Raw genomic sequence first — 13,825 nt, forward strand, 5'->3', positions numbered from 1 at the left:
CCGCGGGAGCGGCGTGCAGCATCAGAGTCATGGCTGGACCTCCGTGTCCGAGCAGGCGGCGAGGTCGTCGAGCAGCGTCCGGAGCCGGTCCGGGATCGGCAGGGCCAGGACTTCGGCATAGTGCAGGCGCAGGCCGCGCCCGATCCGGTCCCGTGCTACGCCGTCGAAGGGGCGGCGCGGTGCGGGGTGCGGCTCCGCCGGGTGACGCGGGCGCGCAGAGGCTGGCCCGGCCGCCTCCGCCATCCCGGCGGTGGCCAGGGGCGCCTGCTCGTCCTCGTGTCCGGTCATGGTCGCGCCCCGTCCCGTGCGCGATGCGGCCCCGAGGGGCATGGCGGCCCACCGCGCCGGCCCTGCGGCCGATTGCGGCGAAAACGCGTCTCATCGCCTTCTGGCGGCGCTGGTATGCCTGGCGGATTTAATCAGTTCTGAATTGCGCATTCATCCAATTTTAATTTAGCAGAATGCGAGCTTGACCATAAATTGGCAATCTTGATCGCAGATACAATTCAGAAATACTTGTACTTACCTTGACCGTGGGGACTTTCGTACGGCTCAGCTGAACGGCGGCTGAGCGGGGATCGGGCGGGATAGACGGGCGCTGATGATGGTGGATCGCGCGCTTCGCCGAAGCCGTCGGGGGGCGAGGATCTGACCTCGGGCGTAGCGTGACCTACCCATCGGTTTCAGTCGCCGCCGTCACCGCCGCCACCGCCGCCGCAACTCCCGCCGTCGCCGCCGTGGGCACCCCCGTGGCAGCCGCCGTGATCGGAACCGAACCAAGAGCCGCCCTCCGAACCGGAGACGCCGACGCTGCCGCGACCTTCCGAAGAGCGCCTGTCGGATCCCCGTGAGCGCAGCGAGGCCGGCATCAGGCTGCGGCCCAGCGGGACGACCGTAACGATGAAGAGGACGAGTTCGAACGCCTGCTTTCTGTCCATCGGAACCTCCACGGGTTCGTCGACCACAGAAGTATAGCACATCAGCCTCCACGGCCTTCGGGGCGCGACCGGGCGACCGGCCGGTGAAGCGCCGAACGCGATCGGGGTGCGGTGGCGCCTGACCCGGGGTGGCGGTGAACGGCGTGCGCTGCCCGCACCGCGTCCGTCAGGACAGCCAGGGCCCGCTGGTCTTCTCCCGCACCGACTCTGGCCGCCTGTCATTCGCTGGGGCCAGGGCGCCGTCAGCAGGGGCAGCGCACGGTCCGGCTCGGCGCCCGGACGCCGGCCGATGGTACTGATGTCAGGACGTCGAAGGGATCAAGCCGACGGGAGGCGGGCCACGATCGAACTTCGCCAGAGGCAAGACGTTGTGCGGGCGGAGCATCCTGATGACCGTCGCCCGCCTCCTCGCGGCAGCCCTTGCCGTTTCGCTCAGCATCCTTGCTGCGCGGGCGTCTGAACTGGAGCAGGCTGGCACCATCGATCAACCCGCCGACATGGAACGCATGCTTGAGGCGCCGACCCTTCCGGCTCCCGCGACGAAGCCCGCGAGCGAGGACTCTGCTCCGGTCGCCCTGCCCAAGCTGAGCGTCACCACGATCGAGCCGGTGCCGAAGCCGCTGCCGCCGCTGAAACCGCTGCCGAAATGGGACCCGCACGTGTGCATCGGTTGCTGAGCCGGCGCGATCCGGAAGGCGGTCGTCGCGCCGACGGCATCAGGATTGGGGGCGCCCGGTAAGCGACTGCGTCAGGCGCATCACGACGTCGTCGCCGCCGGGACCGGCCGAGAGCTCCGACGCGGACGCCTTGGCGTCTTCGACCCGCTGGGCGACTTCCATGATGACCTGCTCGACGGAGGACGGCCAAGGCACGTCGTTGTCGAGAAGCATCCGCGCTGCGCGAACCAGCATCCGGAACTGCTCGGGCGGGATCTCCATCGCCGCCTCGTGCTGTTCGAGGATGCGGTCGGCGATCGCCGCCGCCAGTCCGGCGACCTCGGTCATCTTGTCGGGCTGATCGCCGACACGCGTCATGTCAGATAGCCCTTCGCCTTCAGATGCTCGGTGAGGAGCCTCTCCATGAGGCTGGATACCGACCGGGTCTCATCCTTCGCAGCCCTCCGGACCGCCGCCGGCACGGCGAGCGGCAACCGGAACGACACCGGCAGGGTCTTCGGGGCGTCGACAGGCGGGCGGCCCATGGCGTCCAGTACATCGAGCCAACGGTCGATCTGACGACACTTAATCACAGCGGCTGCGCGAGTGAAAGCGTCACCGCTCGGTCCGGGCTCGTGCCGCTGCCACGGTGGAGAATGCGTGGTGCCGGGCGAGCCGACCGAAGCACGGAGGCGGAGCTGCGCCAATCGCGATCTGCACGGAGGATTTTACCATGACCGACGATGTCGGAGAGGCAATCGTGGCTGTCGAGCCGACACGCGCGATGAGGGCGCGATAGCCGCCACGTCCGAGCGGTGGCCAATGAAGGCTTGTGACTGTGCGCGGCCCGTCTGCTTCCGAACTCGGGACATGGGTAAGCGGACGCCGGTGTGGCTTTGGTCATGACCGCGACGGAAATGCAGGGACGCATTGATCCAGCGCATAACCCTTCGCCCAGCCCGGCCGCAGTCAGGAGGCTCGCAAAGCCGAGGACGCCCCGAGGATGTCGACTGCGGCCGTAGGCTCAACCGAAGCAGGATGCTCGAAGGTCGCCGGGTGGGCGTCACGGCTGCGGGAATGGCTGGCACTCCTCCCGCTCACTGCCCTCTGCGTGGGCCTTCTGCTGCGCGCGCTGGGTCATCCCGAATTCGCCGCCTGGGCGTGGACGCTTGCGACCCTGACGATCCTCGGCGCCCTCCTGATCCAGATCGCGGCGAGTCTGACGAAGGGTGACGTTGGGCTCGACCTCGTCGCCCTGATCTCGATGGGCGGCGCACTCGCCCTATCCCAGCCGCTGACTGGCGCCGTCATCGCTCTCATGTACGCGGGCGGCGAGGCGCTGGAAGCTTACGCGGCTGGCCGAGCCGGGCGGGCGATGACGGCGCTGCTCACCCGCCAGCCGCGCACCGCCCTGCGCGAGGAAGAAGGCGCGTTGAGAGAGGTCCCCATCGCCGCGCTAAAACCGGGAGACCGCATTCTGGTGCGCGTCGGTGACGTCCTGCCGGTGGACGGCCGGGTTGCCGCGGGTCGCGCCGTGCTCGACCAGTCGAGCCTCACTGGCGAAGCGCTGCCCGTCACCTTCCGCGCGAACGAACCTGTGCTGAGCGGCACGGTGAACATGGGCACGCCGTTCACCCTGATGACGGAGCGGCGCGCGGCCGAGAGCACGTATGCCGGGATCGTCCAGCTCGTGGAGGCGGCGCGAGCCCAAAAGGCGCCGATGGCACGGTTGGCGGACCGATACGGGCTCGCTTTCCTCTTCCTCACGCTGCTGCTGGCCGGGGGCACCTGGCTCGCCACCGACGACCCCCTTCGGACGCTGGCTGTGCTGGTCGTCGCCACGCCATGCCCGCTGATCCTGGCGGTGCCCGTCGCCCTCGTCTCCGGCCTCTCCCGCGCAGCCGGCATCGGCGTTCTCATCAAGGGCGGCGGCGCACTTGAGATGCTGGCCAAGGTCCGTGTGCTGGTGGTCGACAAGACGGGCACCCTGACCGACGGGGCCGCCCGGCTGACCGCCGCACGGATTCTGGGCGACCTTGGCGAAAGCGAGGTCCTGAGGCTCGTGGCGTCACTCGAACAGGCCTCCGGTCATCCGCTGGCACGCGCCCTGATCGAGGAATCGGCTCGACGAGGCCTGACGCTCTCGCCGCCCGAAGACGTCGAGGAAACGCCCGGGGACGGCATGGCCGGGCTGGTGGAGGGGCGGCTCGTCGTTGTCGGGGGACCGCACCTGATGCGGATGCACGGAGTCCACTTCCCGTCGCAGGACGAGGGCGGAGGCATGGCGGCAATCGCGGCAACCGTGCTGGTCGCCATCGACGGCGCGGCCGCCGCCGCGCTGGTGTTCGCCGATCCGCTGCGGGCGGACGGCGGCAACGCGCTCCTCGAACTGCGCGCGTGCGGCATCGAGCGGGTCGTGCTCGCGACCGGAGACCGACGCGCCGTCGCGGAGGCGCTCGTCGCCGGCCTGCCGGTCGACGCCGTCGCCGCCGATCTGAACCCGACAGACAAGACGGACGCCGTGACCGCAGAGCGCCGGCTCGGTCCCGTGATGATGGTGGGCGATGGCGTCAACGACGCGCCCGCCTTGGCAGCCGCCGACCTCGGCGTGGCCCTCGGCGCTCGGGGCGCGGCAGCCGCTGCCGAGGCGGCAGACGTCGTCCTGCTGGTCGACAGCCTAGCCCCGTTGTCGGATGCCATCCGCATCGCGAAGCGGACCCGTGCCATCGCGCTTCAGAGCGTGTGGGCAGGCCTGGGGCTTTCGGTCGCCGGCATGATGGCGGCTGCGCTGGGCCACCTCACGCCCCTGCAAGGGGCGCTTCTGCAGGAGGCTATCGACGTCGCCGTGATCCTCAACGCCATGCGCGCGCTCGGCGGTCCCCGGGGCGGCCGCCAGCGGTGGGCATAAGGTGTCGCCCGCCGTCCGTGAGGCCGGTCCCGACGGTGCCCCTGCGAGCTTGCGATGGATCAAGGTGGCCCATCCCAGGCGAGGCAAGCTTCCCGTCGTCGGCATCGAGGCACGACGGAGGAGACCATGGACTACGCGAACATCCTCGTCTCCATCGATCACGGCGACGCGGCGCCCGACCGGATCCGTCTCGCCGCCCACTTGGCCCGACGGTTTGAGGCGACCCTCACGGGAGCGGCCGGCCACAAGGTGCCGGTGCCGCTCTTGGTACGGGACGCTTACGACGCCGTCGCGCAGGAGGAACGAAACATCGCGGACGTCCGCCGCATCCTCGACGCGGCGCGTGCCCTGTTCGAGCGGAGCGCCGGGACGGAGATCCGCACGGACTGGCGCGAGGCTCTCGCCGATCCCGTCACACACCTCGTGGAGCGGGCCCGCGAGGCCGACCTCGTCGTGATCAGCCGGCTCGGGCCGGATGACGAGGACCCCGGGCCCCTCGCCGTGCCGCCCGGACCGGTGCTGATGGAAGCTGGCCGGCCCGTCCTGGTCGTGCCGCCGCGGCTCATGAACCTGAACGCGGCCCGCATCGTCGTGGCGTGGAAGGACGGGCCTGAGGCCCGGCGGTCGGTGACAGCGGCGCTGCCTTTCATTCGCGATGCAGATCAGGTCTTCGTCGCGACCGTCGGCGCGAACGGGGAGCGCGAGGGCGCCGGCGACGTCGCCGCCCACCTCGCCCGTCACGGCGCCCACGTCACCGTCCACCTCCTGGATCCGACCGGACGCGACGGCGACGAGATCGTCGGCTTCGCCCAGCGACGGGACGCGGACCTCATCGTGATGGGCGCCTACGGCCATTCCCGTCTGCGGGAATGGATGTTCGGCGGGGTCACGCGTGACCTTCTGGACCGTTCGCCCCTCTGCTGCCTGATGTGCCACTGATGTCCGGCAGGGGCATGGTCCTCGGCACGACCGTGGCGCTCTGCCTGCTCGCCAAGCCCGCCGCGGCGGAGAATGTCTCGGCAGCGCGCGGCCGAGACCTCGCGGGCGTCGTCTGCGCGCGCTGCCACGCGGTCCGCGCGACGGACGCGAGCCGGATGCGCGAGGCGCCGCCGTTCCGCGCGCTCGCCGGCACATTCCCCATCGGTGACCTCGCCGACGTCCTGGACGAAGGCGTCGAGCGCCGCCATCCGGCCATGCCGGACTTCCGGCTCAGTCCGCGCGACGCCGCCGACCTGACGGCCTACATCAGGACGCTCAGGCGGTGAGACGTACGTAGAGGTGCCGGCGAACGGGTGCTGCGGACGAACGTTCGCCGGGACACCGATGCCCAGGGAACGGGTACCATGGACGGATCGCTTCTCTACGTCAGCCGGCGGGTCTCATCCGATGCTGACGTCCGGGACATCGTCGCGACGTCCAGGGCCAGGAACGCCGGGCTCCGGATCACGGGCGCGCTTGTCGCATCCCGGAGCAGGTTCGCGCAGATCCTCGAGGGTCCACGCTCCGGGGTGGACGCGCTGATGGACAGCATCCGCCGCGACCCGCGCCACACCGGCGTGGAGGTGCTGGTCTACGACGACATCGACGGGCGGCGCTTCGCGGACTGGACCCTGGCCTATTCCGGCGCTTCCGTTTACGTCGACGGGCTGATCGGGGCCCTGACCGAGCGCGCTACGCCTGAACCGCACCGGGCCGACCTTCACCGTCTGATCCAGGCCATCGAGGAACTCGCGCGGGCACAGCTGTGACGGCCCCGCAAGCCTGAAGCGCAGCGGTGCGCGCGGCCCCATCACTCGACGAAGCCCCAGCCGGCCTCCAGGGCGCGCAGTTCCTCGTCGTTCAGCGGGTCGGGCCACTCTGGCCGGTTCGGTGCCCGCACTTGGGCAGGCGGCTCGCCGTGCTTCAACGGTGCCGGCCCAGGCTGGTCCGGCGGACGCGCGGAACCCGGCATCCGCGTTGCCCGGCGGACCGAGCCGCCCCGTGGTGGTCTCCGGTTCGGCATCATCGAACTCCCGTGCTCAGTGGGCGAGGAACAGCGGGGCCGGGCTGCCCCTCAGGAAGGAGCGCGTCACACCACCGAGGAAGTATTCGCGTGTGGGTGAGTGCCGGTAGGCGCCCATCACGATCATGTCGGCCCGGAACAGCCCGGCCTGGGCGCGCAGGGTCGCGGCGACGCTCTCGCCCCTTGGCAGGTCGTTGACGGTGGCGTTCACCCCGTGGCGGGCGAGATGGGGCGCGAACTCGGCCCCCGGCACCTCGGCGTGGATCTCCGCCTCGGTGCCGACGGACACGATCTCGACCGCCTCGGCCGCGCGCAGGAACGGCAGCGCGTCGTTCGCCGCCCGCGCGGCCTGGGCGCTGCCGTCCCAGGCGACCATGATCCGCCGCACCGTGAAGGCATCGTGTCCCGGCGGCACCGCGATGACCGGGCGCCCGCTGTGGAACAACGCCTTCTCGATCATCTCGCGGTCGAGGTCGAAGGCCCGAGCGCCGATGTCCAAGACGGTCAGGTCGTGCAGGCGCGCGCGCTCGGTAAGCCGGCTCACGATCTCCGGATAGGGCAGGCTCGGCGTCTCCGTCATGCAGATCACGCCGGCCTGCGCCGCGTCACCGGCCGAGCGCTGCGCGATGGAGCGGGCCAGCGCGTCGAGCCGGCGGTCGATGACCGCGACGCCCTCGTCATCGAAGTCGCCGAGCCAAGCGTCGTCACCCGAGAGGCGCCACGAGGCCGATTGGACGGTGAGGTGGGCGCCGGCGGCCTTGGCCAAGGTCAGGCCATAGCCGATGGCCGACGAGGCCCCTTCGCGCTCGCCCTCCACGGCGGTGCCGACGAGGACGTCGCGGATGCCCGCGAGGGCCGAAGGGCTGGTCGAAGGGCTGGGCGAAGGGCTGGGTCTGGACATGGGGGTTCTCCGATCTGGATCGACCCCATGGTTCATCCCCTCGTCGCCGGGAGGCCTTGATCCACCTCAAGCGGCTCGGCCCAAAGAACTATCCGACGCCGACTTTGAAAACCTGTCGGCGGCTGTTCCTCGTACCGGAATCGCAGTAATGACCGGACGCGCGATGCAACTGGTCTGAAGGCGGAGAGAGGCCAGTTTCACGACCGCCGCGCGCAGGATTTTTCCGGGTGCGGTTCATGACGGACCCCGTCGACATGCCCAGCGCCGGCCTTGAGCGAGACGTCACGCCGGCGAGTGACGAGCTTCGGCAGACCCTGGACGAGGTCGGCATCTGCGTCTGGTCGCTGGATATCCCGACCGGGCGGGCCACCATCTCTCCGACCTGCGCGCGCCTGTTCGGAGTGCCGCCCGAGCGGCTGACCACCTTCGCCGACTCACAGGCTCTGGTGCACCCCGACGACCGACAGGGCCGGGCAGACGCCATCCAGAGGACCTTGCGGGATGGCGGGAGCTACGAGGTCGACTACCGCATCGTGCGGCCCGACGGACACGTCTGCTGGCTGCGCTCGCGCGGGCGGGTGAGCCTTGATGCGGACGGCCGGCCGGCACGGCATCGCGGGGTGGTCCTGAGCATCGACGAGCAGAAGCGGGCCGAGGAAGACATCCGGGCACGCGCGGCGCACCTGCGCTCGATCCTCGACACCGTGCCCGAAGCGATGGTCGTCATCGATGAGGCGGGCCTCATCCATTCCTTCAGCGCCGCGGCCGAGCGCCTGTTCGGTTACGCGGCTGGCGAGGCGGTCGGGCAGAACGTCCGCATCCTGATGCCGGAGCCGATGCGGCGCGAGCATGACGGCTACCTCGAGCGCTACCACCGGACCGGCGAGCGCCGCATCATCGGCACCAACCGGGTCGTAACCGGCCAGAGACGCAACGGCTCGACCTTCCCGATGGAGCTCGCCATCGGCGAGATGCGCTCGGGCGAGCAGGTGTACTTCACCGGCTTCATCAACGACCTCACCGAGCACCAGCGGACCCAGGCGCGCCTCCAGGAACTCCAGTCCGAACTCGCCCATGTCTCCCGGCTCAGCGCGATGGGCGAGATGGCCTCCGCGCTCGCGCACGAATTGAACCAGCCGCTCGGCGCCATCGCGAACTACACCAAGGGCTGCCGCCGTCTGCTGGCGCGCACCGGCCCCGAAGCCATCGCCAAGACGATGGAGATCCTCGACAAGACCGCCGAGCAGGCGTTGCGAGCCGGCCAGATCATACGGCGCTTGCGCGAGTTCGTAGCCCGAGGCGAGACCGAGAAGCGGGTCGAGCCGGTCGCGCGGTTGATCGAGGAAGCCAGCGCGCTGGCGCTGGTCGGGGCCCGCGAGCAGGGCATCGTCACGCGCGTCGCTGTCGACCCGCGGGCCGGCTCCGTTCTCGCCGACAGGGTCCAAGTGCAGCAAGTCCTGGTGAATCTGCTGCGCAACGCCCGCGAGGCCATGCAACGGAGCGACAGGCGCGAACTGACCGTCGAGGCGAGACCCCTGGGCCGGAGGGCGGTCGAGATTGCCGTGTCGGACACCGGTCCCGGCATTGCCGAAGAGATCGCGGACAGGTTGTTCCACCCATTCGTCACCACGAAGCAAAGCGGCATGGGCGTGGGGCTCTCGATCTGCCGCACCATCGTGGAGGCGCATGGCGGACGCCTCGACGTCGAACGCAACGACGTCGGCGGGGCGACCTTCCGGCTGACGCTCCCGGCCGCCCACGAGGGGAACCCGCGCGATGGCAAGTGATCTCGTGCATGTCGTGGACGACGACCCGGCGATGCGGGACTCTGTCGGCTTCCTGCTCGGAACCGAGGGGTTCGAGGTCCGGCTCTACGAGGCCGGGGCGGACCTGCTCGATGGGCTGGCGAAACCGTCCGCGGGCTGCGTCCTGACCGACATCCGCATGCCGGGCATCGACGGGCTCGAACTGCTGCGCCGTCTGCGGGCGGCGGGGCACGCCTTGCCGGTGGTGATGATGACGGGGCACGGGGACGTGCCGCTCGCGGTCGAGGCGATGAAGCTCGGCGCCTGCGACTTCATCGAGAAGCCGTTCGACGACGACGCGCTCATCCAAGCGCTCAGGTCGGCCTTGGAGCGGGGCGAGGTCACCGGAGCGGTCGATCCGACGCTGCGCGAGTTCGTGCGTCGCGTGGGAACCCTGAGCGAGCGCGAGCGGCAGGTTCTGGACCACCTCGTCGCCGGCCGCACCAGCAAGGAGATCGGCCGAACGCTCGACATCAGCCCGCGCACCGTCGAGATCTACCGGGCCAAGCTCATGGCCAAGACGCAGGCGGAGAACCTTCAGGAACTGGTGCGCTGGTCGGTGCTGACCGGCTTGGCCTGACACCGGCTTGAGGCAGGTCAAGGCGGCCGCCGGCCTGTTCTCGCATGGTGGCGATCTTCAATCGAGGACCGCACCGACCGGCAGCAGCCATGACCACAGCTTCACCCCGCCTCGTCTACGTCGTGGACGATGACCCGGCCGTTCTCCATTCCACGCGCTTCCTGATCGAAGGCGAGGGCCATGCTGTCGAGACGTTCACCGACGGCTCGGGCCTGTTGGCGGCCTTCCCGGGGCCGCGCCCGGCGTTGATCCTGCTCGATCACGTCATGAAGGGCATGGACGGCCTTGAGGTGTTCGACCGACTTCGCAAGCTCGACGCCAAAGTCCCGGTGGTGCTGGTCACCGGCCATCCCGACCCGGGCATCCGAGCGCGGGCCAGGGATGCGGGCTTGCCCTTGGTCGAGAAACCACTGGTGTTCGACGCGTTACTTGACCTGCTTGCCAGAGAAGCGCGCGATCCCATGCCCTCAGGCTTGAGCGGGAAGGCCATGGCGGATCCGGGCGCGTCCGCCGCCCGCCGCCCGCCTGGCGAGATCCCCGCGCAGCCGGCCTGATCCGCGCACCGGAGTCGGATTGCGGCAGATCAAGGCCGCGCGATGACTTCTCCCCTAGCTCCGAAGCCAGCCGGAACGAGGAAAGCACACGCTGTCCCCTCAACGTGGGCCATGGGGCGTTCCGCGTAAGCCGCCGCGCCCGCGAAGTCCCGCGGCGGGCTTCACACGTCGCGACCGTCGATCTCCGGCATGAGGAGGTCGGGGCCGGGACGCCGGCCCCACGCGGGTTGCGTACCGCGGGGATAGGGTTTCAGCTCCCCTTCGATCCCCTTGAGCCACATCAATGCTTCGATGCGAGAGGGCGGGATGCTCGGCCTCAGGAGGCGGCCGGCCATCCGCCGCCGCAGGCCCGGCGTTCGGTGTCTCAGGCCCCGGTGCTCCCACACTCCTGCCAGGAGGCGACGATGCGGACCATCGAAAACCGGACGGAGGACATGATCCCGAACGCGCTCAACGCTCTCCTGGGCGTCGCGCTGCTGATGGCACCTTGGTACCTCAGGCTCGGCAGCGAGACCGCCGCAGCGCGCAATGCTTTTGTCTGCGGGGGGCTATCACCGTCGTCGCCGTGCTCGCCCTCGCCAAGTCCTACGACTGGGAGGAATACATCAATCTCGCCGCCGGCCTCTGGGTGTCCATCGCCCCGTGGGCGCTGGGGTTCGCGGACACGCGATACCCGATGTGGCTGCACGTGGGCATCGGGCTCGCGGTCGCCGCGCTGGCAGCGTTCGAACTCTGGCGGCTCTTCGTGTCGCCCCAGGCCCGTTCGGTCTGAGGCGTCGTTCATCGCCGGAGGGGCGGCGGTTCGCCGTCCGGGCGCGGCCCATCCAGAACCGTGGACCGATCACCATCCGGAGCGGCGCGATGCCTCTCGACCCGTCTGCATTCCTCGTCGCCTCGTCATTCACCGCGGGCTGCGTCGCCATCCACGCTCTGCGGCGAAATGCAGACGCCGTGACGCTGGTGCTGGGGGTCGTGGCGTACGGGCTCGCCACCGCTCTGTGCTCGCTGGCCGCGGGTCGCGACGGTCACTTCGTGATGCACGACCCCGTGCGTGCATGGGGCCTCGCGATGACCGCAAGCCACTGAACGCGGGGGAGAGGGCGCCTACGTAATTGCCCTTAAGCAAACCTGCGTAAGAGACCGACCGGAATTTCCCCGGAGTCCCGGCCCCGCCAATCTTCCCTCCATCCCAATGCGGACGAGGAGAGACGCGATGGCCGCCGAGATCACCCTGCACCCGTCTTCGCGCGTGACCGCGAACGCTACTGGCGGCGGCAAGCTCGGGATCGCGCTCTTCGCCGGCTGTCCCGAACTCATCGGCACCCCCTTCGCCTATGCCCGCGAGGAGGAGATCTATGGTGAGGGCGAGGAGGCCGAGTTCGTCTACAAGGTCGTCAGCGGCGCGGTGCGCGCCCACAAGGTTCTGAACGACGGCAGACGCCAGATCACCGGCTTCCACCTGCCCGGCGACCTGTTCGGCCTGGAGCAGGGCGAGATGCACCGGCACACGGCCGAGGCCTTGTCGGAGACACAGGTGCTGATCTTCCGCCGGCGCGGGGTCGAGCGCGCCGCGACCCGCAGCGCCGAGGTAGCCTGCCAACTCTGGGCCATGGCGGCCAGCGGCCTTCGCCACGCCCAGGACCATATGCTGCTGCTCGGTCGTCGCTCCGCGGTCGAGCGCGTCGCGACCTTCCTCATGGAGGTGGACGAACGTCTTGGCGGTACCGGAACCTTCGCCCTGCCGATGACCCGGCGCGACATCGCGGATCACCTCGGCCTCACCATCGAGACCGTGTCGCGGACCTTCTCGCAATTGGAGGAGGACGGGGCGCTGCTGCGCACGGGCGGGCGCCAGGTCAGCCTTCGCCGCGCCCGACTTCGCCGCATTGTCGAAGATTGAGCCTGGCGCTGTCGACCGGTCGTTGCCGGAGCTTCGTCCTGCCGAAGGCTTCCGAGATATGCGTCCCGAACCGGGTCGACCTCGGCGCATCGCCGGCCCAATCCACACGTGTTCGGATGGGTGGGTGCGGGCGCCGGCCGTGCAGGCGCGTCGGCCTGCCCCGGCAGGCCGGACAAGGTTCGAACCGGGAGGCGAGAAGGACCTCGAAGGCTCCTGCCGAAGTCGCTGCGGCAGGAGGGCCCGTGGCGGCTTTGCCGCCAGAACAGTCAATGGGCCAGAAACAGCGGTATTGAGCTTCGGGTCAGGAGCGACTGGGTGACGCCGCCGAGGAACCATTCATGCACGCGCGAGCGGCGGTAGGCGCCCATCACCAGCATGTCCGCGCGGAACAGGCCGACCTCTGCCCTGAGCGTTTCCGCGACGTTGTCGACGATCGGCACAACGTTCACCGTTACAGTCACGCCATGACGCGCGAGGTGTGGCGCGAACTCGGCGCCGGCCATCGAGGCCGGCAGGTCCTTCTCGCCGATGGCCGACACGATCTCGACCGCCTCAGCCGCGCGCAGGAGCGGCAGCGCGTCGTTGGCGGCCCGGGCGGCTTGGGCGCTGCCGTCCCAAGCGACGACGATCCGCCGGGCGGAGAACGCTGCGCAACCCGGCGGCACCACGATGAGCGGGCGACCGCTTCCGAACAGGACCCCGTCGATCAGGTCGCGGTCGAGATCCACCTCCCGCGTCTCCGCGTCCAGGATGGTCAGGTCGGCGAGCCGGGCGCGGGCGGTGAGCCGCGCGATCAGATCCGGGTAGGCGAGCGCGGGCGCCTCTGTCGTACAGGTCACGCCCGCGCTGGCTGCGTCGCCGGCGACGCGTTCGGCGACGGCTTGCGCGAGGATCCGCAACCGCCGGTTCTCGCCCGCGACGAGGTCGTCGACGAACCTCAATCCCGCCCCGCCGACCATGGTGAGGCGGCGAGCGGCGGACTGGACGGTGAGATGGGCGCCCGAGGCGGCGGCGAGCGTGAGGCCGTAGCCGATCCCCGTCCCTGGCTCGTCGCCGCGGCCCTCCTCGGTGACGGCGACCAGAATGTCGCGCAACCCGGTGAGGGAAGATGAGGATGGGAGAGACATGGGGGCTCCGGCTTGCCTAGCCGCCCAAGTCTCGACCGGCGCGGCCGGCCTGCCTTGATCCAGCGCAACGTCGGGCCTCCCGGTAGACGCCCGAGGCCCCGACCCGACCCGGTCAGGGTTTCCGGAGGCGGGACACGGCGCGCTCGATCGCCCTGGCGAGCGCCTCAAGCCGTGGCTTCAGCGCCGGGATGTCCTCGCTCAGGAGGGCAAGGCCAAGGGGCAGCATCCAGAGGCCGAGGACGGGGAGGAACGACAGCACGCCGCCCCCGATCAGAGCGAGCGCCGCCACCAACCGCACCGGGCGTCGCGATGGTCGTCTCAGCCACGTGACCGCATCGCGCACGCGCACCGGGAGGCGGCCGGTCAAGCGTTCGACCCGTGCATCCCAATCCGCCGCGGTCGGCTCCATGGTCACGCGCTGCCAGGTGTAAGCGCGCGGGGACGCTGACGTCGC

At 70.0% G+C, this 13,825-nt stretch carries 18 protein-coding genes; 11 read left to right on the forward strand and 7 right to left on the reverse strand.

Annotation, left to right across the window (positions count from 1 at the left end; translation table 11 throughout):
* Positions 1-27: 27 nt before the first annotated feature.
* A complete protein-coding gene (locus tag ACLBX9_RS07300) occupies positions 28-288 on the reverse strand; it encodes a NepR family anti-sigma factor (protein ID WP_447718454.1) in 261 nt (86 codons plus the stop codon).
* A gap of 395 nt (positions 289-683) precedes the next feature.
* On the reverse strand, positions 684-938 hold the full coding sequence (locus ACLBX9_RS07305) for a hypothetical protein (protein WP_447718455.1): 255 nt from the start codon (positions 936-938) through the stop codon (positions 684-686).
* A gap of 389 nt (positions 939-1,327) precedes the next feature.
* On the opposite strand from ACLBX9_RS07305, the gene ACLBX9_RS07310 reads away from it, so the two are divergent.
* Positions 1,328-1,615 carry a hypothetical protein gene (locus ACLBX9_RS07310; RefSeq protein ID WP_447718456.1) on the forward strand — a complete coding sequence of 96 codons (288 nt, stop codon included), beginning with the start codon at positions 1,328-1,330 and terminating at the stop codon, positions 1,613-1,615.
* A gap of 39 nt (positions 1,616-1,654) precedes the next feature.
* Here ACLBX9_RS07310 and ACLBX9_RS07315 read toward each other — a convergent pair whose 3' ends face one another.
* The gene (locus ACLBX9_RS07315; RefSeq protein ID WP_010684783.1) at positions 1,655-1,972 is read right to left on the reverse strand and encodes a hypothetical protein; all 318 of its coding nucleotides are present in this window, start codon (positions 1,970-1,972) and stop codon (positions 1,655-1,657) included.
* Positions 1,969-2,139, reverse strand: coding sequence for a hypothetical protein (locus ACLBX9_RS07320; protein WP_191991884.1), 171 nt, complete (start codon positions 2,137-2,139; stop codon positions 1,969-1,971). Before ACLBX9_RS07320 ends, ACLBX9_RS07315 begins: the two co-directional genes overlap by 4 nt.
* A gap of 458 nt (positions 2,140-2,597) precedes the next feature.
* On the opposite strand from ACLBX9_RS07320, the gene ACLBX9_RS07325 reads away from it, so the two are divergent.
* The 4 genes from ACLBX9_RS07325 (at position 2,598) to ACLBX9_RS07340 (ending at position 6,250) form a co-directional block, all read left to right on the forward strand.
* The gene (locus tag ACLBX9_RS07325) at positions 2,598-4,502 is read left to right on the forward strand and encodes a heavy metal translocating P-type ATPase (protein WP_447718457.1); all 1,905 of its coding nucleotides are present in this window, start codon (positions 2,598-2,600) and stop codon (positions 4,500-4,502) included.
* A 126-nt stretch (positions 4,503-4,628) separates the two neighbouring features.
* The gene (locus ACLBX9_RS07330; RefSeq protein WP_447718458.1) at positions 4,629-5,441 is read left to right on the forward strand and encodes a universal stress protein; all 813 of its coding nucleotides are present in this window, start codon (positions 4,629-4,631) and stop codon (positions 5,439-5,441) included.
* Entirely contained in the window at positions 5,441-5,767 is a 327-nt protein-coding gene (locus tag ACLBX9_RS07335) for a c-type cytochrome (RefSeq protein WP_447718459.1), read from the forward strand. Before ACLBX9_RS07330 ends, ACLBX9_RS07335 begins: the two co-directional genes overlap by 1 nt.
* 78 nt (positions 5,768-5,845) lie before the next feature.
* Complete coding sequence (locus ACLBX9_RS07340) at positions 5,846-6,250, forward strand: BLUF domain-containing protein (RefSeq protein WP_039893692.1); 405 nt, start codon at positions 5,846-5,848, stop codon at positions 6,248-6,250.
* 270 nt (positions 6,251-6,520) lie between these two features.
* Here ACLBX9_RS07340 and ACLBX9_RS07345 read toward each other — a convergent pair whose 3' ends face one another.
* The gene (locus tag ACLBX9_RS07345; protein WP_447718460.1) at positions 6,521-7,405 is read right to left on the reverse strand and encodes a universal stress protein; all 885 of its coding nucleotides are present in this window, start codon (positions 7,403-7,405) and stop codon (positions 6,521-6,523) included.
* A 236-nt stretch (positions 7,406-7,641) separates the two neighbouring features.
* On the opposite strand from ACLBX9_RS07345, the gene ACLBX9_RS07350 reads away from it, so the two are divergent.
* The 6 genes from ACLBX9_RS07350 (at position 7,642) to ACLBX9_RS07375 (ending at position 12,244) form a co-directional block, all read left to right on the forward strand.
* Positions 7,642-9,192 carry a PAS domain S-box protein gene (locus ACLBX9_RS07350; RefSeq protein WP_447718461.1) on the forward strand — a complete coding sequence of 517 codons (1,551 nt, stop codon included), beginning with the start codon at positions 7,642-7,644 and terminating at the stop codon, positions 9,190-9,192.
* Entirely contained in the window at positions 9,182-9,790 is a 609-nt protein-coding gene (gene fixJ, locus ACLBX9_RS07355; protein ID WP_447718462.1) for a response regulator FixJ, read from the forward strand. The genes ACLBX9_RS07350 and fixJ overlap by 11 nt, the downstream gene beginning before the upstream one ends.
* 44 nt (positions 9,791-9,834) lie before the next feature.
* A complete protein-coding gene (locus ACLBX9_RS07360; protein ID WP_348529354.1) occupies positions 9,835-10,344 on the forward strand; it encodes a response regulator transcription factor in 510 nt (169 codons plus the stop codon).
* Between the two features lie 487 nt (positions 10,345-10,831).
* A complete protein-coding gene (locus ACLBX9_RS07365) occupies positions 10,832-11,116 on the forward strand; it encodes an SPW repeat protein (protein WP_447718463.1) in 285 nt (94 codons plus the stop codon).
* 89 nt (positions 11,117-11,205) lie between these two features.
* Complete coding sequence (locus ACLBX9_RS07370; RefSeq protein ID WP_010684795.1) at positions 11,206-11,430, forward strand: hypothetical protein; 225 nt, start codon at positions 11,206-11,208, stop codon at positions 11,428-11,430.
* 127 nt (positions 11,431-11,557) lie between these two features.
* Positions 11,558-12,244 (forward strand): helix-turn-helix domain-containing protein, encoded by a 687-nt coding sequence (locus ACLBX9_RS07375; RefSeq protein WP_010684796.1) that lies wholly within the window; start codon positions 11,558-11,560, stop codon positions 12,242-12,244.
* Positions 12,245-12,510: 266 nt separating this feature from the next.
* On the opposite strand, the gene ACLBX9_RS07380 is transcribed toward ACLBX9_RS07375, so the two are convergent.
* Positions 12,511-13,371, reverse strand: coding sequence for a universal stress protein (locus ACLBX9_RS07380; RefSeq protein WP_447718464.1), 861 nt, complete (start codon positions 13,369-13,371; stop codon positions 12,511-12,513).
* Between the two features lie 112 nt (positions 13,372-13,483).
* A complete protein-coding gene (locus ACLBX9_RS07385; protein WP_447718465.1) occupies positions 13,484-13,780 on the reverse strand; it encodes a hypothetical protein in 297 nt (98 codons plus the stop codon).
* Between the last annotated feature and the right edge of the window lie 45 nt (positions 13,781-13,825).

The sequence above is a fragment of the Methylobacterium sp. A49B genome (genome assembly GCF_053346215.1).